Origin of the sequence: Flavobacterium psychrophilum DSM 3660 = ATCC 49418, assembly GCF_002217405.1 — a bacterium.
Lineage (GTDB): Bacteria > Bacteroidota > Bacteroidia > Flavobacteriales > Flavobacteriaceae > Flavobacterium > Flavobacterium psychrophilum.
The window spans coordinates 19,160-38,163 of the sequence record NZ_MUHE01000019.1; the positions used below are offsets into that span (position 1 = coordinate 19,160).

The 19,004-nt window shown below is 35.7% G+C and carries 14 protein-coding genes and 4 tRNA genes; 16 read left to right on the plus strand and 2 right to left on the minus strand.

What is annotated here, in order from left to right; all coding sequences use genetic code 11:
• The first annotated feature begins 13 nt into the window (after window positions 1-13).
• From hpf to B0A57_RS05910, 15 genes are all read left to right on the plus strand, one after another.
• Complete coding sequence (gene hpf / locus B0A57_RS05840; RefSeq protein ID WP_011963320.1) at window positions 14-316, plus strand: ribosome hibernation-promoting factor, HPF/YfiA family; 303 nt, start codon at window positions 14-16, stop codon at window positions 314-316.
• A gap of 90 nt (window positions 317-406) precedes the next feature.
• Window positions 407-480, plus strand: a tRNA-Thr gene (locus tag B0A57_RS05845).
• A 141-nt stretch (window positions 481-621) separates the two neighbouring features.
• A tRNA-Tyr gene (locus B0A57_RS05850) sits at window positions 622-702 on the plus strand.
• 86 nt (window positions 703-788) lie between these two features.
• Window positions 789-860: transfer RNA gene (locus B0A57_RS05855), tRNA-Thr, on the plus strand.
• A gap of 58 nt (window positions 861-918) precedes the next feature.
• Window positions 919-2,106, plus strand: coding sequence for an elongation factor Tu (tuf, locus tag B0A57_RS05860; protein WP_011963319.1), 1,188 nt, complete (start codon window positions 919-921; stop codon window positions 2,104-2,106).
• A gap of 61 nt (window positions 2,107-2,167) precedes the next feature.
• Window positions 2,168-2,238: transfer RNA gene (locus tag B0A57_RS05865), tRNA-Trp, on the plus strand.
• Between the two features lie 17 nt (window positions 2,239-2,255).
• On the plus strand, window positions 2,256-2,453 hold the full coding sequence (gene secE / locus B0A57_RS05870) for a preprotein translocase subunit SecE (RefSeq protein WP_011963318.1): 198 nt from the start codon (window positions 2,256-2,258) through the stop codon (window positions 2,451-2,453).
• A 10-nt stretch (window positions 2,454-2,463) separates the two neighbouring features.
• Window positions 2,464-3,015, plus strand: coding sequence for a transcription termination/antitermination protein NusG (gene nusG, locus B0A57_RS05875; RefSeq protein WP_011963317.1), 552 nt, complete (start codon window positions 2,464-2,466; stop codon window positions 3,013-3,015).
• Window positions 3,016-3,077: 62 nt separating this feature from the next.
• Window positions 3,078-3,521, plus strand: coding sequence for a 50S ribosomal protein L11 (gene rplK, locus B0A57_RS05880; RefSeq protein WP_011963316.1), 444 nt, complete (start codon window positions 3,078-3,080; stop codon window positions 3,519-3,521).
• Window positions 3,522-3,523: 2 nt separating this feature from the next.
• Entirely contained in the window at window positions 3,524-4,213 is a 690-nt protein-coding gene (gene rplA, locus B0A57_RS05885; RefSeq protein WP_011963315.1) for a 50S ribosomal protein L1, read from the plus strand.
• A 5-nt stretch (window positions 4,214-4,218) separates the two neighbouring features.
• Window positions 4,219-4,719: a 50S ribosomal protein L10 gene (gene rplJ / locus B0A57_RS05890; protein ID WP_011963314.1), complete on the plus strand. Its 501-nt coding sequence runs from the start codon at window positions 4,219-4,221 to the stop codon at window positions 4,717-4,719.
• Window positions 4,720-4,771: 52 nt separating this feature from the next.
• Window positions 4,772-5,140: a 50S ribosomal protein L7/L12 gene (gene rplL / locus B0A57_RS05895; protein ID WP_011963313.1), complete on the plus strand. Its 369-nt coding sequence runs from the start codon at window positions 4,772-4,774 to the stop codon at window positions 5,138-5,140.
• Window positions 5,141-5,416: 276 nt separating this feature from the next.
• A complete protein-coding gene (gene rpoB, locus B0A57_RS05900) occupies window positions 5,417-9,229 on the plus strand; it encodes a DNA-directed RNA polymerase subunit beta (RefSeq protein WP_011963312.1) in 3,813 nt (1,270 codons plus the stop codon).
• Window positions 9,230-9,521: 292 nt separating this feature from the next.
• Entirely contained in the window at window positions 9,522-13,838 is a 4,317-nt protein-coding gene (gene rpoC / locus B0A57_RS05905) for a DNA-directed RNA polymerase subunit beta' (RefSeq protein WP_038466175.1), read from the plus strand.
• Window positions 13,839-14,176: 338 nt separating this feature from the next.
• Window positions 14,177-14,485 carry a DUF3467 domain-containing protein gene (locus B0A57_RS05910; protein ID WP_011963310.1) on the plus strand — a complete coding sequence of 103 codons (309 nt, stop codon included), beginning with the start codon at window positions 14,177-14,179 and terminating at the stop codon, window positions 14,483-14,485.
• Window positions 14,486-14,539: 54 nt separating this feature from the next.
• On the opposite strand, the gene B0A57_RS12070 is transcribed toward B0A57_RS05910, so the two are convergent.
• On the minus strand, window positions 14,540-14,704 hold the full coding sequence (locus B0A57_RS12070; RefSeq protein ID WP_011963309.1) for a hypothetical protein: 165 nt from the start codon (window positions 14,702-14,704) through the stop codon (window positions 14,540-14,542).
• Window positions 14,705-14,755: 51 nt separating this feature from the next.
• Window positions 14,756-16,345, minus strand: a complete 1,590-nt coding sequence (locus tag B0A57_RS05915) for a peptide chain release factor 3 (RefSeq protein WP_011963308.1) — start codon at window positions 16,343-16,345, stop codon at window positions 14,756-14,758.
• Window positions 16,346-16,802: 457 nt separating this feature from the next.
• Here B0A57_RS05915 and B0A57_RS05920 point away from each other — a divergent pair.
• The coding region (locus B0A57_RS05920; protein ID WP_133062901.1) for a DUF11 domain-containing protein at window positions 16,803-19,004 on the plus strand (2,202 nt) is incomplete at its 3' end.

The following is a 19,004-nucleotide window of genomic DNA, read 5'->3' on the forward strand; positions in this document are numbered from 1 at the left end:
AAATTTAAAAATTATGAAGGTAAATGTTCATGCAGTTAACTTTAATGTTGACAAAAAACTAGTAGATTTTGTAGAAGAAAGAATAGTTAAATTAGAAAAATTTTATGACAAAATAGTGTCGTACGATGTGTTTCTAAAAGTCGAAAAAACCAGTGACAAAGAGAATAAAATTGTTGAGGTAAAAGTCATCGTTCCAGGAGATGAATTCATTGTAAAAAAACAGTGCAAAACATTCGAAGAAGGAGTAGAGTTAGCTTCAGACTCTCTAGAAAGATTGTTGTTAAAACGAAAAGAAAAAGTTAAAGCACATATTTAGGTAAATTTTTTTAAAAAAAGTTTTGATTAATAAATAAAATACATACATTTGCAGTCCGTTAGAAATAGCGGACTTTTTTTTATTTATTTTGCCAGCGTAGCTCAGTTGGCTAGAGCAGCTGATTTGTAATCAGCAGGTCGTGGGTTCGAGTCCCTCCGCCGGCTCTAAAATTTTGAACTCCAAAGCGTTTGGAAATTGTTCTTTTGCAGTACTGAAAAAATTAATAAAAAGTTTTAATTTATGAATTAGTGTTTCTTATTTTTGGTTTTAATCTAAAGATAAAAAAGTAAAATCATAAATTGTCTGGGGAGATACTCAAGCGGCCAACGAGGGCAGACTGTAAATCTGCTGTGTAAACTTCGCAGGTTCGAATCCTGCTCTCCCCACTAGAATGAATTTCTAGATTGCAGATTTTAGATTGTAGATTAAAAAATCTAAAATTAGAAATCTAAAATCTAAAATCAAGGATTCTGCCGACTTAGCTCAGAGGTAGAGTGCTTCCTTGGTAAGGAAGAGGTCACGGGTTCAATTCCCGTAGTTGGCTCAACAAAGTAAAATTTGAACACTAATATATTATAATTAAAGATTAAAAACTAAGTAAAATGGCAAAAGAAACCTTTAACCGTTCGAAACCACACTTAAATATTGGTACGATCGGACACGTAGATCACGGTAAAACTACTTTAACAGCAGCAATCACAAAAGTGTTATCTGATGCTGGTTACTGTCAAGCAAAATCATTTGATCAAATTGATAATGCTCCAGAAGAAAAAGAAAGAGGTATTACAATTAATACATCACACGTTGAGTACGAAACTGCTAACCGTCACTACGCACACGTTGACTGTCCTGGTCACGCGGATTACGTAAAGAACATGGTTACTGGTGCTGCTCAAATGGACGGTGCTATCCTTGTTGTAGCTGCAACTGATGGTCCAATGCCACAAACACGTGAGCATATCCTTTTAGGTCGCCAAGTTGGTATTCCTAGAATGGTAGTGTTCATGAATAAAGTGGATATGGTTGATGATGAAGAATTATTAGAATTAGTTGAGATGGAAATCAGAGACTTATTATCTTTCTACGAATATGATGGAGATAATGGTCCTGTAGTTCAAGGTTCAGCTTTAGGAGGATTAAATAATGATCCTGCTTGGGTTCCTAAAATTATCGAATTAATGGAAGCTTGTGATTCTTGGATCCAAGAGCCAATACGTGATACTGAAAAGCCGTTCTTAATGCCAGTTGAGGATGTATTTACAATTACTGGTCGTGGAACTGTTGCTACAGGTCGTATCGAAACAGGTATCTGTAATACAGGGGATCCAGTTGAAATCATTGGTATGGGTGCTGAGAAATTAACTTCTACAGTAACAGGTATTGAAATGTTCCGTCAAATCCTTGATAGAGGTGAGGCTGGAGATAATGCAGGTATCTTGTTAAGAGGTGTTGCAAAAGAAGATATCAAAAGAGGAATGGTTATTATTAAGCCAGGATCTGTAAAGCCACATGCTAAATTTAAAGCTGAGGTTTATATCTTGAAAAAAGAAGAAGGTGGTCGTCACACACCATTCCATAATAACTACCGTCCACAGTTTTACGTTCGTACAACTGACGTAACAGGGGTAATCATGTTGCCTACAGGAGTTGAAATGGTTATGCCAGGTGATAACTTAACTATCGATGTTACTTTGTTAAGTCCAATTGCTATGAGTGTTGGTTTGCGTTTCGCTATCCGTGAAGGTGGTAGAACAGTAGGTGCTGGACAAGTTACTGAAATTACTGAATAAGCATATTTTGAATATATAAAACCCAGTGTCGTCATTTCGGCGATACTGGTTTTTTTAACAAACGGGCGTAGTTCAAGGGTAGAATAGCGGTCTCCAAAACCGTTGATGGGGGTTCGAATCCCTCCGCCCGTGCAAAAAAATAAAGCACGATGACAAAAGTTGTTAATTATATATCAGAAGCTTTTGAAGAGCTAAAGTCTAATGTTTCTTGGCCTGCTTGGGAAGAGACTCAAAAGTATGCAATAATTGTTGCTATCTTTTCAGTTGTATTTTCATTAGCTACTTGGGGTGTTGATACTGTTTTTGCAAAAGCTGTTTCAGGTTTTTTTAATTGGATAAAATCTTAAAAATCACCTCATGGCAGATGTTAATGTAAAAAAATGGTATGTTGTAAGAGCTGTAAGTGGACAAGAAAATAAAGTTAAAGCTTATATAGAAGCGGAAATTAACAGGCTAGAATTGTCAGATTATGTTTCTCAAGTTCTTGTTCCTACCGAAAAAGTAGTTACAGTAAAAGATGGTAAAAAAATAATAAAAGACAAAGTTTATTTTTCTGGTTATGTTATGGTCGAAGCTAACTTAGCGGGAGAAATAACACATATTATAAAATCTATAACTAGTGTAATTGGTTTTCTTGGCGAAACAAAAAATGGAGATCCAGTTCCGTTAAGAATTGCTGAAGTAAACAGAATGTTAGGAAAAGTCGATGAGCTAGCAGTAACTGCAGACCACGGCTCTATTCCGTTTACAGTTGGAGAAACTGTTAAAGTGACTGATGGTCCTTTTAATGGTTTTAATGGTACTGTTGAAAAAATAAATGAAGAAAAGCGTAAACTTGAAGTTATGGTTAAAATTTTCGGAAGAAAAACACCATTAGAATTAAGTTTTATGCAAGTGGAAAAAGTATAATTTTTTGTTACATATATAAACCGCGTTAATCGCTTCCAATGATTAATGTAAAATTTTAAAAAATGGCTAAAGAAGTTAGTAAAGTAGTTAAACTACAAGTTAAGGGAGGTGCTGCGAACCCGTCGCCACCGGTTGGACCTGCTTTGGGAGCTGCTGGTGTTAATATCATGGAATTCTGTAAGCAATTTAATGCTAGAACTCAAGATAAAGCCGGCAAAGTATGTCCAGTGCAAATCACTGTATATAAAGACAAATCATTCGATTTTGTTGTAAAAACTCCACCAGCTGCAGTCCAATTAATGGAAGCTGCAAAATTAAAATCTGGTTCAGGTGAGCCTAATCGTAAAAAAGTAGCTTCAGTTACTTGGGATGTGATTAAAGCTATTGCTGAAGATAAGATGGTCGATTTGAATGCATTCACAGCGGAATCTGCAATGAGCATGATCGCAGGAACGGCTAGATCTATGGGTATAACTGTAACTGGAGATTCTCCTCTAAAAAAATAGATATGGCAAAATTGACAAAAAAACAAAAAGAAGCTGTTTCGAAAATTGAAAAGAATAAATTATATTCTTTAAAAGACGCTTCAGTATTAATCAAACAAATTGCATCTGCAAAGTTTGATGAGTCAGTTGATATCGCAGTAAAACTAGGAGTAGATCCAAGAAAAGCGAATCAAATGGTACGTGGTGTGGTAGCATTGCCACACGGAACAGGAAAAAACATGAGAGTTTTAGCCTTGGTTACTCCAGATAAAGAAGCTGAAGCTAAAGAAGCTGGTGCTGATTTCGTTGGTTTAGACGATTATTTACAAAAAATAAAAGACGGTTGGACTGATGTTGACGTTATTGTTACTATGCCAGCTGTTATGGGTAAATTAGGTCCGTTAGGTCGTATATTAGGACCACGTGGTTTAATGCCAAACCCTAAAACAGGTACTGTTACTATGGAAATTGGTAAAGCAGTAACTGAAATTAAAGCGGGTAAAATCGACTTTAAAGTAGATAAAACTGGTATCGTGCACGCAGGTATTGGAAGAATTTCTTTCGATGCTGATAAAATCATGGAAAATGCACACGAAATCATTCAAACATTAATCAAATTAAAGCCAACTGCTGCAAAAGGTACTTACATCAAGTCTATTCACTTGACAAGTACAATGAGTCCAGCTATTGCTTTAGATCCTAAAGCTGTATAATTGATATGACAAGAGAAGAAAAATCAATCGCTATTGGAGATTTAACTGAAAAGTTAGCTGGTACAAACATTTTATATGTAGCAGATATTTCTGGATTAAATGCAGAAACTACTTCAAACCTAAGAAGAGCTTGTTTTAAAGCGGGTATCAAATTAGAAGTTGTAAAAAACACCTTGCTTGTAAAAGCAATGGAAGCATCAGATAAAGATTTTGGTGATTTGCCACTAACTTTAAAGGGTAATACTTCTATATTTTTTGCAGATGTGGCTAATGGTCCTGCAAAAATTATCAAAGATTTCCGTAAAAAATCTGACAAACCTCTTTTGAAAGGAGCTTTTATTAATGACGAAATTTATATTGGTGACAACCTTTTAGATTCATTAGTAAACCTAAAATCAAGAGACGAGGTTATCGGAGAAATTATCGGATTACTTCAATCTCCTGCTAAGCGCGTAATCGCTGCATTATTAAACAATGCAGAATCTAAAGGTGAGGTAGCGGAATAAATAAGCGCACAAATAAATTATATAATTACAAATCATTAAAAAGATAGAAAAAATGGCAGATTTGAAACAATTCGCAGAACAATTAGTTAACTTGACAGTAAAAGAAGTTAATGATTTAGCTACAATATTAAAAGATGAGTATGGTATCGAGCCAGCAGCTGCAGCAGTAGTTATGCAAGCAGGTGGTGGAGAAGCTGCTGAAGAAGCTCAAACAGAATTTACAGTTGTTCTTAAAGAGGCTGGTGCTTCTAAATTAGCAGTTGTAAAAGCGGTTAAAGAATTGACTGGTTTAGGTTTGAAAGAAGCTAAAGATTTAGTTGATGCTGCACCATCTAATGTAAAAGAAGGTGTTTCTAAAGATGAGGCTGAAGGTCTTAAAAAATCATTAGAAGAAGCAGGAGCTGTTGTTGAGCTTAAATAGTTCAACATAGTTTTTGAATTAGGTTTAGGTCTTGAGTAAATGCTCAATGACCTAAACCATTTTTCGTATAATAAAATTATATCAAGTTTTATTATAAAATAGTTTAAAATACGAAAAAGCTTTTAAATCAATACGAGGAAAGAAAATAACACAAAATTCTATTTTGAATTGTTTTTAAAGAGGTATTGATTAAAAAAAGAAAGTATAGATTGTTTTATAAATAACAGTGTTTTTACACAAAAAACTACTTTTTTTTAATCAAAATTTTGTCCATTGATGATAACAAATCAGACTGAAAGATTGAATTTTGCCTCAACAAAAAATATTCCTGCTTATCCAGATTTTCTAGATGTTCAGGTTAAATCTTTTCAAGATTTCTTTCAATTAGAAACGAAATCTGACGAAAGAGGCAACGAAGGGCTTTACAATACCTTCATGGAAAACTTTCCAATTACAGATACTAGAAATAACTTTGTATTGGAGTTTATTGATTACTTTGTAGACCCACCTCGTTATACAATTCAAGAATGTATAGAGAGAGGTCTTACTTATAGTGTGCCACTAAAAGCACGTTTAAAACTATATTGTACAGACCCAGAACATGAAGATTTTGAAACTATAGTACAAGATGTATATCTTGGAACTATTCCTTACATGACACCTAGCGGAACTTTCGTTATTAACGGTGCTGAGCGTGTGGTTGTTTCTCAATTACATAGATCACCAGGTGTTTTCTTTGGACAATCATTCCATGCAAATGGAACCAAATTATATTCTGCGCGTGTTATTCCTTTTAAAGGATCATGGATAGAATTTGCTACCGATATCAATAGTGTAATGTATGCTTATATCGATAGAAAGAAAAAATTACCTGTTACTACTTTATTCCGTGCTATCGGTTTTCAAAGTGATAAAGATATCCTTGAAATTTTTGACCTTGCTGAAGAAATTAAAGTTTCTAAATCAGGACTTAAAAAATATATTGGAAGAAAACTTGCTGCTCGTGTATTAAACACTTGGCACGAAGATTTCGTCGATGAAGATACTGGTGAAGTAGTTTCTATCGAAAGAAATGAAATCATCTTAGATCGTGATACGATTTTAGATAAAGATAATGTAGAAGAAATTGTAGAATCTAACGTGAAATCTATCTTGTTGCACAAGGAAGATAATAACGTTGTAGATTATTCAATCATTCATAATACATTACAAAAAGATCCAACCAACTCTGAAAAAGAAGCCGTTGAGCACATCTACAGACAATTGCGTAATGCAGAACCGCCTGATGAAGAAACTGCTCGTGGTATTATAGATAAATTATTCTTCTCTGACCAACGTTACAATTTAGGTGAAGTAGGTCGTTATAGAATAAACAAAAAATTAGGTTTAGATACTCCAATGGAAAAGCAAGTGCTTACCAAAGAAGATATCATTACCATCGTGAAATATTTGATCGAGTTAATCAATGCGAAAGCAGATATTGATGATATCGATCACTTATCAAACCGTCGTGTAAGAACTGTAGGTGAGCAATTATCTCAGCAATTTGGCGTTGGTTTGGCTCGTATGGCTAGAACTATTCGTGAGAGAATGAACGTTAGAGATAACGAGGTGTTTACACCTATCGATTTGATTAATGCTAAAACATTATCATCGGTAATCAACTCTTTCTTTGGTACAAACCAGTTGTCTCAATTTATGGATCAAACCAATCCATTAGCCGAGATTACACACAAGCGTCGTTTATCTGCCCTAGGACCAGGTGGTCTTTCTCGTGAAAGAGCTGGTTTTGAGGTACGTGACGTTCACTACACGCACTACGGAAGACTTTGCCCAATTGAAACTCCTGAGGGACCAAACATTGGATTAATTTCATCTTTGGGTGTTTACGCAAAAGTAAACGGAATGGGTTTTATCGAAACGCCGTATCGTAAAGTAACAAATGGTGTTGTTGATTTAACTTCTGTCCCTAAATATTTAAGTGCCGAAGAAGAAGAAGGAATGTTAATTGCACAAGCAAACATTCAAATGGATGAAAATGGTAAAATTACTGCCGATAACGTTATTGCTCGTCAAGAAGGTGATTTTCCAGTAATAGACCCAACGGCTGTTCATTATACTGATGTTGCGCCTAATCAAATTGCATCTATCTCAGCTTCATTAATTCCTTTCTTGGAACATGATGATGCGAATAGAGCCTTGATGGGATCTAACATGATGCGTCAAGCTGTTCCTCTTATTCGCCCTGAAGCACCAATTGTTGGTACAGGTTTAGAGCGTCAAGTAGCCTCAGATTCTAGAGTATTAATAAATGCTGAAGGAGCTGGAGTTGTAGAATATGTTGATGCAGATATGATTACCATCAAATACGATAGAACGGATGCCGAAAGAGCAGTAAGTTTCGAATCTGATGAGAAGACATATAAATTAATTAAATTTAGAAAAACGAATCAAGGAACTTCTATCAACTTAAAACCTATCGTAAGAAAAGGGGATAAAGTAATAAAAGGACAAGTGCTTTGTGAAGGATATGCAACACAAAACGGAGAGTTAGCTTTAGGTCGTAACCTAAAAGTAGCCTTTATGCCTTGGAAAGGGTATAACTTCGAGGATGCGATTGTAATTTCTGAAAAAGTAGTTCGTGATGATATTTTTACCTCAATCCACGTAGATGATTATTCATTAGAAGTTAGAGATACAAAATTAGGTAACGAAGAGTTAACTAATGATATTCCTAATGTTTCTGAAGAAGCTACCAAAGATTTAGATGAAAACGGAATGATTAGAATTGGTGCCGAAGTTAAACCTGGCGATATTCTAATAGGAAAAATTACACCAAAAGGAGAATCAGATCCAACTCCAGAAGAGAAATTGCTTCGTGCCATCTTCGGGGATAAAGCTGGTGATGTAAAAGATGCTTCATTAAAAGCTTCTCCATCACTTCATGGTGTTGTTTTAGATAAAAAACTATTCGCAAGAGCAGTAAAAGACAAACGTAAACGTACACAAGATAAAGACGCATTGTCTGATCTGGAAATGGAATTTGAAGTTAAATTTGTTGAATTAAAAGACAAATTAGTAGACAAATTATTTACCATAGTAAACGGAAAAACATCGCAAGGTGTGATGAATGATTTGGGTGAAGAAGTTTTACCAAAAGGTAAAAAATATACTCAAAAAATGTTATATGCAGTTGAAGATTTTGCTCACTTAACAAGAGGACAATGGGTTGCTGACGATGAAACCAATAAAATGGTGAACGACTTAATTCATAACTACAAAATTAAGTTAAACGACCTTCAAGGCGCATTAAGAAGAGAGAAATTTACCATTACAGTTGGAGATGAATTGCCAGCAGGAATCTTGAAATTAGCCAAAGTTTATATCGCCAAAAAACGTAAGTTAAAAGTAGGTGATAAAATGGCGGGTCGTCACGGAAATAAAGGAATCGTTGCACGTATTGTGCGTCACGAAGACATGCCTTTCCTTGAAGACGGAACACCAGTAGATATTGTATTGAATCCACTTGGAGTACCTTCTCGTATGAACATTGGTCAGATTTACGAAACCGTTCTAGGGTGGGCAGGACAAAACTTGGGACGCAAATATGCAACACCAATTTTCGACGGAGCATCATTAGATCAAATAAACGCAATTACTGACGAAGCTGGGGTACCACGTTTCGGACACACACATCTTTATGATGGTGGTACAGGAGAGCGTTTCCACCAAGCCGCAACAGTTGGAGTTATCTATATGTTGAAACTTGGACACATGGTTGATGACAAAATGCACGCACGTTCTATCGGACCATACTCACTTATTACACAACAACCATTGGGTGGAAAAGCTCAATTTGGAGGGCAGCGTTTTGGAGAGATGGAGGTTTGGGCACTTGAAGCTTATGGAGCATCAAGTACACTACGTGAAATTTTGACAGTAAAATCTGATGATGTTATTGGTAGAGCAAAAACTTACGAAGCAATCGTGAAGGGAGAAACTATGCCAGAACCAGGATTACCTGAATCGTTCAATGTATTAATGCATGAACTAAAAGGTCTTGGATTAGATATTCGTTTAGAAGAATAAAAAATCTCGAAAGTCGAAAGTCAAAAGACTTTCGACTTTCGATTTTTCAACTAATTTTAATAAGTTTTTAGGATTTATACCCGTAATCCGTTCCGATTTTTTATTAATATTTAATAATTAGCACTTCAATATTTATTTGAAGTTTAGAGAAGTAATCCGAGGTAGTGTTTAAGTCATAAAGTCAAATGTCATAAAGTTTTAAAGTCTCGAATGACTTTTCGACCTTAGACTTTCAAACTTTCGACGTAAATAAAATCAATTTTTAATTGCAAATAAATCAATAGTAAAAACTATGATAGAGAATAGAAACAATAATAATAACAGAGACAAGAATCCAGTTAAAAGATTCAATAAAATCTCTATAGGATTAGCTTCACCAGAATCTATCTTGGCAGAGTCAAGAGGAGAGGTGTTAAAGCCGGAAACTATCAACTATAGAACGCATAAGCCAGAACGTGATGGTCTTTTCTGTGAACGAATTTTCGGACCTGTAAAAGATTTCGAATGTGCTTGTGGAAAATACAAAAGAATCCGATACAAAGGAATCGTTTGTGACCGTTGTGGTGTAGAAGTCACTGAGAAAAAAGTACGTCGTGATAGAGTAGGACACATTAATCTTGTTGTGCCAATCGCTCATATCTGGTATTTCCGTTCACTTCCAAACAAAATTGGGTACATTCTTGGATTGCCATCTAAGAAATTAGATATGATTATTTACTACGAAAGATATGTAGTAATTCAAGCGGGTATTGCTCAAAATGCTGAAGGAGAATCTATCAAAAGATTAGATTTCTTAACAGAAGAAGAGTACTTAAATATTCTTGATACTCTTCCAGCTGATAACCAATATTTAGATGATTTTGATCCTAATAAATTTGTTGCCAAAATGGGAGCAGAGTGTATTATGGACTTATTAGCACGTATCAATCTAGACGAATTGTCTTACGATTTGAGACACAAAGCAAATAACGAAACATCTAAGCAAAGAAAAACAGAAGCCTTAAAAAGACTTCAAGTGGTTGAATCTTTCCGTGAGTCTAACAAGAACAGAGAGAATCGTCCTGAATGGATGATTATGAAAGTGGTTCCTGTTATCCCACCAGAATTACGCCCGCTTGTACCACTAGACGGTGGTCGTTTTGCAACTTCAGATTTAAATGACTTATACCGTCGTGTAATTATACGTAACAACCGTCTAAAAAGATTAATGGAAATTAAAGCTCCAGAAGTAATCTTAAGAAACGAAAAACGTATGTTGCAGGAATCAGTAGATTCACTTTTCGATAATACTCGTAAAGCTTCTGCTGTAAAAACGGAATCTAACAGACCGTTAAAATCCCTTTCTGATTCCTTAAAAGGAAAACAAGGTCGTTTCCGTCAAAACTTACTAGGAAAACGTGTCGATTATTCTGCTCGTTCGGTAATTGTTGTTGGACCTGAATTAAGATTATTCGAATGTGGTATCCCAAAAGATATGGCGGCCGAATTATACAAACCATTCGTTATCCGTAAATTGATAGAGCGTGGAATTGTAAAAACAGTAAAATCTGCAAAAAAAATAATAGACAAAAAAGAACCAGTAGTTTGGGATATTCTTGAAAATGTAATTAAAGGACACCCAATATTACTAAATCGTGCCCCTACTTTGCACAGATTAGGTATTCAAGCATTTCAACCTAAATTAATTGAAGGAAAAGCAATACAATTGCACCCTTTAGTTTGTACAGCTTTTAATGCCGATTTCGATGGAGATCAGATGGCAGTTCACTTGCCACTTGGACCAGAGGCTATTCTAGAAGCACAATTGTTAATGTTGGCTTCACACAATATCTTAAATCCAGCAAATGGTGCGCCAGTTACTGTACCTTCTCAAGACATGGTACTTGGTCTGTATTACATGACCAAGGAACGTTTAACAACCGAAGGACACATTATTCTAGGACAAGATTTAGTTTTCTATTCTGCCGAAGAAACAAATATTGCGCTCAACGAAGGACGAGTAGAACTAAATGCTCGTGTTAAAATTCGTGCTAAAGATTTCAACGAAGAAGGAGAATTAGTATATAAAATTATACAAACCACTGCCGGTCGTGTATTATTTAATGAAGTAGTACCAGAAGCAGCAGGTTATATAAATGACGTATTAACTAAGAAAAACTTACGTGATATTATTGGGAAAATCCTTGCAGTAACAGATGTTCCTACAACGGCAGCTTTCCTTGATAACATTAAAGATATGGGTTATAAATTTGCCTTCAAAGGTGGATTATCATTCTCTCTTGGTGATATTAGAATTCCAGAACAAAAAACACAGCTTATTGCCGATGCAAGAGCACAAGTAGAAGGAATTTCTGGAAACTATAACATGGGTCTTATTACCAATAACGAACGTTACAATCAAGTTATTGATATCTGGACTTCTGCAAATGCACAGCTTACAGAACTTGCAATGAAAAATATCCGTGAAGACCAACAAGGTTTCAACTCGGTATATATGATGCTTGACTCTGGTGCAAGGGGATCTAAAGAACAAATTCGTCAGTTAACTGGTATGCGTGGTTTGATGGCTAAGCCTAAAAAATCTACTGCTGGTGGTGGTGAAATTATCGAAAACCCAATTCTTTCTAACTTTAAAGAAGGTCTTTCTATCCTTGAGTACTTTATTTCTACTCACGGTGCGCGTAAAGGACTTGCAGATACAGCACTTAAAACGGCCGATGCGGGTTACTTAACACGTAGATTACATGACGTATCTCAAGACGTAATTGTAAACATCGAAGACTGTGGTACTTTAAGAGGTGTAGAAGTTTCTGCATTAAAGAAAAATGAAGAAATTGTTGAATCATTAGGAGAAAGAATTTTAGGACGTGTTGTGTTACAAGACGTAGTAAATCCTTTAACCAACGATATATTAGTGCATGCAGGTGAGCAAATTACCGAAGCAATAATGAAAGTTATCGAAAACTCTCCAGTAGAGAAAGTAGAAGTACGCTCGCCACTTGTTTGCGAAGCTACTAAAGGAATTTGTGCTAAATGTTACGGACGTAACTTGGCTACTGGAAAAATGACCCAAAGAGGTGAAGCAGTTGGAGTAATTGCAGCACAATCTATTGGAGAACCAGGAACACAGCTTACACTTCGTACTTTCCACGTTGGAGGGGTTGCAGGTGGTATTTCTGAAGAATCTAACATTCTTGCAAAATTTGCAGGACGTTTAGAAATTGAAGATTTAAAAACTGTAAAAGGTGAAGATGGAGAAGGTAATTTAGTTGATATTGTAATTTCTCGTTCTACAGAAATGAAATTAATCGACCAAAAAACGGGTATTCTTCTTGCTACAAATAATATTCCTTACGGTTCAAGTATTTATGTAAATGACGCTCAAGTTGTAGAAAAAGGAGATGTTATTTGTAAATGGGATCCATATAATGGAGTTATCGTTTCTGAGTTTACCGGAAAAATTGCTTACGAAGATTTAGAACAAGGACAATCGTTTATGGTCGAAATCGATGAGCAAACTGGTTTCCAAGAAAAAGTAATTTCTGAAGGAAGAAATAAAAAATTAATCCCTACTTTATTAGTGTATGGTAAAAATGACGAACTAATTCGTTCGTACAACTTACCAGTAGGAGCCCACCTTATGGTAAATGATGGTGAGAAAATTAAAGCAGGTAAGATTTTAGTAAAAATACCACGTCGTTCCTCAAAAACTGGCGATATTACAGGAGGTTTACCAAGAATTACCGAGTTGTTAGAAGCTCGTAATCCTTCAAACCCAGCAGTAGTTTCAGAAATTGATGGTGTTGTATCTTTTGGGAAAATTAAAAGAGGTAACCGTGAGATTGTTATCGAATCTAAATTTGGTGAAATCAAGAAATACCTAGTTAAATTATCTAGTCAAATTCTAGTTCAAGAAAATGACTTCGTAAGAGCAGGTGTTCCTTTATCTGATGGTGCCATTACACCAGACGATATCTTAAGAATTCAAGGACCAGCTGCTGTACAACAGTATTTGGTTAATGAGATTCAGGAAGTTTACCGTTTGCAAGGGGTAAAAATTAACGACAAACACTTTGAGGTAGTAATACGTCAAATGATGCGTAAAGTAAGAGTTCAGGATCCAGGAGATACATTGTTCTTAGAAGATCAATTAATTCATACTAAGGATTTTATCGTAGAAAACGATAAATTATACGGTATGAAAGTAGTGGAAGATTCAGGAGATTCTAGTAACTTAAAAGCAGGACAAATTATCACGCCTCGTGAGTTACGTGATGAAAACTCATTGTTGAAACGTACCGATAAAAATTTAGTTATAGCTCGTGATGTTATTACAGCAACAGCAACTCCAGTATTGCAAGGTATTACTAGAGCATCGCTACAAACTAAATCGTTTATCTCTGCGGCTTCTTTCCAAGAAACAACAAAAGTACTTAATGAAGCTGCCGTTGCAGGTAAAATAGATTACTTAGAAGGTCTTAAAGAAAATGTAATTGTAGGACACAGAATCCCAGCCGGTACAGGTATGAGAGAATATGACCATACAATTGTAGGGTCTAAAGAAGAATACAATGATTTGATGGTTGCAAAAGAAGAATTCAATTATTAATTCAAATAATTAAATTTTCTTAATTATATTTATAAATCCTAATAGCTCTTTATCGAGTTATTAGGATTTTAGTTTTAATTACTTAATTCTATAATAAATAGCTTTTTTAAAACTCATTATTTGAACGTTACCACAAGGGTCGGGTTTTGCGTTACAAACAAAGTTCACGGAACTCCAATAAAATATAGTGACGTAATATTTTTGAGACAAAAAAAGCCTCAAAAAAAAATTACACTTCACCCGAGCCTAAAAGAGCAAACTGGCGAAGTAATCCTTAACACAAAATGCTGTAAATAATAGAATTAAATCATCTTAATCAACTTAAAAAAAACAAAAAAATGAACGAAAACAACCAACAAGGACAAATAAATATCGAGCTAGATGAGCAAATAGCAGATGGAATTTATTCTAATCTGGCTATTATAAACCATTCTAATACAGAATTTGTGTTAGATTTTGTAAACATCATGCCAGGTGTGCCAAAGGCCAAAGTAAAATCTAGAATTATACTCACACCACAACACGCCAAACGATTAGTTAAAGCAATTGCCGACAATATTCAACGTTTTGAAAGCGTAAACGGAAAAATTGTCGAATCAGAGCAACCACCAATACCACTAAATTTTGGTGCTGCTGGACAAGCATAAATAAAAAAAACCATTCGATAGCCGAATGGTTTTTTTATTTATAGTAACCCCTTTTTATTGTAAATTCCCTGTAATATTTGGGGCATATATTCTCATTCCTAGAATCGCAAACTGTATATTTGTTATTCTAGTAAATTCAATAACAAAAGGGATAATTCTGTAAACTTCGTTTGTGCTAAAATCTAGGCTTTGTGGTAATGTCCAAACGCTAAATTTCAAAATGCTACTTATTCTAAAACTAGATCTTTTTATTATATTTATCTAAAAAAACTAATCAAATTCTGAAGTAAAATGCAACTTCACATTAGGAAACTTGCTTTGTGTCATTTGAATAGTAAAATCGCTATCGGCAAGGAAAACTAACTGTTTGTACTTGTCATGTGCTAGAAATTTCTGTTTTATTCGTTTAAATTCTTTAAACTCTTCACTTTTAGGATCGGTAGGTTTTACCCAACACGCCTTGTGTACAGGTAGGTTTTCGTAGGTACATTTAGCACCATATTCGTGCTCTAAACGGTACTGAATTACTTCATATTGTAGCGCACCTACAGTGCCTATAATTTTTCTGTTATTCATTTCTAGCGTAAATAATTGCGCAACACCTTCATCCATTAATTGGTCTATTCCTTTGTCTAATTGTTTAGATTTTAGTGGGTCTGCGTTGTTAATGTATCTAAAATGTTCTGGCGAAAAACTCGGAATTCCTTTAAAACTCATTTGCTCGCCTTCGGTTAGCGTATCACCAATTTTAAAGTTTCCAGTGTCATGCAAACCTACAATATCTCCAGGATACGAAATGTCTACAATCTCTTTTTTCTCGGCAAAAAAGGCGTTTGGACTCGAAAATTTTAGGTTTTTACCTTGTCGAACATGTAAATAAGGTTTGTTTCTCTCGAAAGTTCCAGATACAATTTTTACAAACGCCAATCTATCTCGGTGTTTAGGATCCATATTGGCATGAATTTTAAACACAAATCCAGATAATTTTGCTTCAGTAGGATCTACCAATCTTGTTTCCGATTCCTTTGGTCTTGGCGACGGTGCAATTTCTACAAAACAATCTAGCAATTCTCTAACGCCAAAATTATTTAATGCCGAACCAAAAAACACGGGTTGTAACTTCCCGTCAAGATAATCTTGTCTGTCAAATTTAGGATATACTTCGGTAAGTAATTCTAAATTCTCTCGAAGGGTATCGGCTGGTTTCTGACCAATTATTTTTTCTAATTCTGGGCTTTGCACATCAGAAATAGCCACAACATCATCAATATTTTTTCGGCTATCGCTACTAAATAGGTTAATGTTTTTTTCCCAAATATTGTATATTCCCTGAAAATCGTAGCCCATTCCTATAGGAAAACTCATTGGTGTAACGGTTAGTCCTAGCTTTTGTTCTACTTCATCCATCAAGTCGAAAGCATCTTTTCCTTCCCTGTCTAGTTTGTTTATAAAAACCAGAATAGGAATTTTGCGCATTCTACAAACGGCAACTAATTTTTCGGTTTGTTCCTCGACACCTTTGGCAACATCAATTACAACAATAACACTATCTACAGCGGTTAGCGTTCTAAAAGTGTCTTCGGCAAAATCCTTGTGTCCTGGGGTATCTAGGATATTAATTTTCTTATCCTTATAAATAAAGGCTAAAACCGATGTCGAAACCGATATCCCTCTCTGGCGTTCTATTTCCATAAAATCGGAAGTAGCTCCTTTTTTTATTTTGTTATTCTTTACAGCTCCCGCTTCTTGTATGGCACCACCAAAAAGTAAAAGTTTTTCTGTTAGTGTTGTCTTACCCGCATCGGGGTGGGAGATAATGCCAAAAGTTCTTCGGCGTTCTATTTCTTTAAGGAAACTCATACGTTTGTTGTTATAATATTGCAAAAATACTGTTTTACGGTCATTTGATAAAGCAGATTCGTTATTAATTATCTTTGTGTTATCTTTTATCTATTTGGTTTGTTTTTTGCGAAGCTTATTTGCATTTTGTCGATTTTATTTGCATTTCGTCGATTTTACGTCACTTATTCCTTTATGTCACAAATTGTAGTGCTTTTAATGTTAAAAATATAATATACCTTTGTATTAGAATTTATGCTTAATTTTAAAATAAACAGATTTTTTAAATCTCATTACTTTGGCGTTACACAAGGGTCTAGTTTTACCTTGCAACCTTTTTGAGGAAGAAAAAGCCTCAAAAAAGACTTTCGCTTCACTCGAGGCTGAAAGAGCGAACTGGCGAAGCAACCCCTAAAGAAAACGCTGTAATTTATAAAATTAAGTCAGAATTTACATGTTGAAATTATAAAATAAATTTATGAGTAAAACGCTACCATCGTTGTATAGTAATTTGAGAAAAATGCTATATGTTTTTTTTCTATTAAATTCAGTTTTTTTGTATTCACAGGCTACTGTGGTTGCAAACCCTACGAATGCGCAAATTAATTCATCGCTTAATGGACCCAATCTTACCATTACGGGCGGTACATTAGTTGGTGCTGCGCCTATAGCTACTGTAAGGGCTAAACAAGTAGCTACATTTACAAACGGAATTGTAGGGGCAGGATTAGGGCTAGCAAAAGGTGCTTATTTCTCTACGGGAGATGCAGTTTTTGAATTGTCTAATAAAAATTCACTTGCTATAAGTACTAAAAATCCAGCGGGTGCGACTCCCCTAGATGATGATGATTTGAAAATTATCGATCCTACAGCTAACTTTGATTTAGTTTCGTATTCGTTTACAATTACGTTAGGGCCTGCTGTTTCAGGTTTAAAAATTGGGTATCAGTTTGGCTCCGAAGAATTTCCGAATTATGTAGGGTCAATTTATAACGATGTTTTTGGTTTCTTTTTAACAGGTCCCGGAATTAGCGGTACGCTAAACATGGCAACACTGCCAAATGGTAATGCCACTTCAATTAATAAGGTAAATTCAGGGGTGCCTGGTAGTAATTCTTCTACACCACCAATTGCTGCTTACGATGGTACACAGTCTGCTTTGTATATTAATAATGGGCACACAACTACGGTTTTAGGAGGTAAATATATTTCGAATACTAATCCTCAGCCAGGCCCTTTTCCAGTTTTTGTAGAGTTTAATGGTTTAACAAAATTAATCAATAGGACTATTACAGGGTTAACGCCAGGAGCCACATATACATTTAAAGTGGTTATTGCAGATGCGGGAGATTATAAGTATGATTCAGGTGTGTTTATTGATATGATGGAGGGTATGATAAACACAGATTTAGCAGTAACAAATACTGTAAGTAGTATGTCTCCGCAAATAGGTTGTGATGTTACATTTACATTAACAGCTAGTAATGCAGGGCCAGGTAATGCAACCAATACTAAAGTTACAGATCTATTGCCTTCGGGATATACTTTTGTGTCTGCTACGCCTTCTGCTGGAACTTATAATTCAGTAACTGGCGTTTGGGATGTTGGTTTGTTAAATATTGGAGCTGTACCAACATTGCAAATAGTTGCAACTGTAAATCCGTCAGGCGTTTATTTAAATACAGCAACCATAGCATCTGGGGATATTGTAGATATTAATGCAACTAATGATTCATCTTCTGTAACTCCAGTTCCCACGGTTGCCATTGTTGCAACCAATACCACCAGCACAGCTGCTATTTGTGAGAATACCGCCAAAGCATTAACTGCTACACCAGCAGGCGGTACTTGGTCTGTACTTTCAGGAGGCGGAACAATTTTAGGAACTACATACACCCCAGCAGATGTTGCAGCAGATACTCCAGTAACCATTCGTTATACAGTGGCTGCAAACGGATCATGTGCTGCTACAACTTCAGATGTTGCTTTTACTGTTAATATAATACCAACAGCTCCAACAGTTGGAACCATCACCCAGCCTACCTGTCTTTTGGTGACAGGAAGTGTAGTGTTGAATGATCTACCAGCAGGAGACTGGACAATCAATCCAGGGAATATTACAGGAAATACTGCTACTACCACTATTTCAGGATTGGCGGCAGGAACCACTTTTAATTATACAGTAACCCTTAGTGGGTGTACATCTGGGTCAGTTAAAGTAGTTATTAATAATTATGTATGCCCAGTAGCAGACAGCGGTACAGCACCATCAACAGGAGGGGAAGCCATACCAAATGTAGCATTAAACGATGTTGTAAATGGATTACCAGCGACTTTAGGAGTAAGCGGTAATGCGACAATAGCAACCTCAGGCGTATGGCCAGTAGGAGTAACTTTAAATCCAACAACAGGTGCTATCAACGTAGCAGTAGGTACCATACCAGGTGTTTATCCAGTAACCTACCAATTGTGTGATAAACTAACGCCACAAACATGTGCTACAGTAGTAAATACAGTCACTGTAACAGCGGTATTAAATCCAGTAGCAGACAGCGGTACAGCACCATCAACAGGAGGGGAAGCCATACCAAATGTAGCATTAAACGATGTTGTAAATGGATTACCAGCGACTTTAGGAGTAAGCGGTAATGCGACAATAGCAACCTCAGGCGTATGGCCA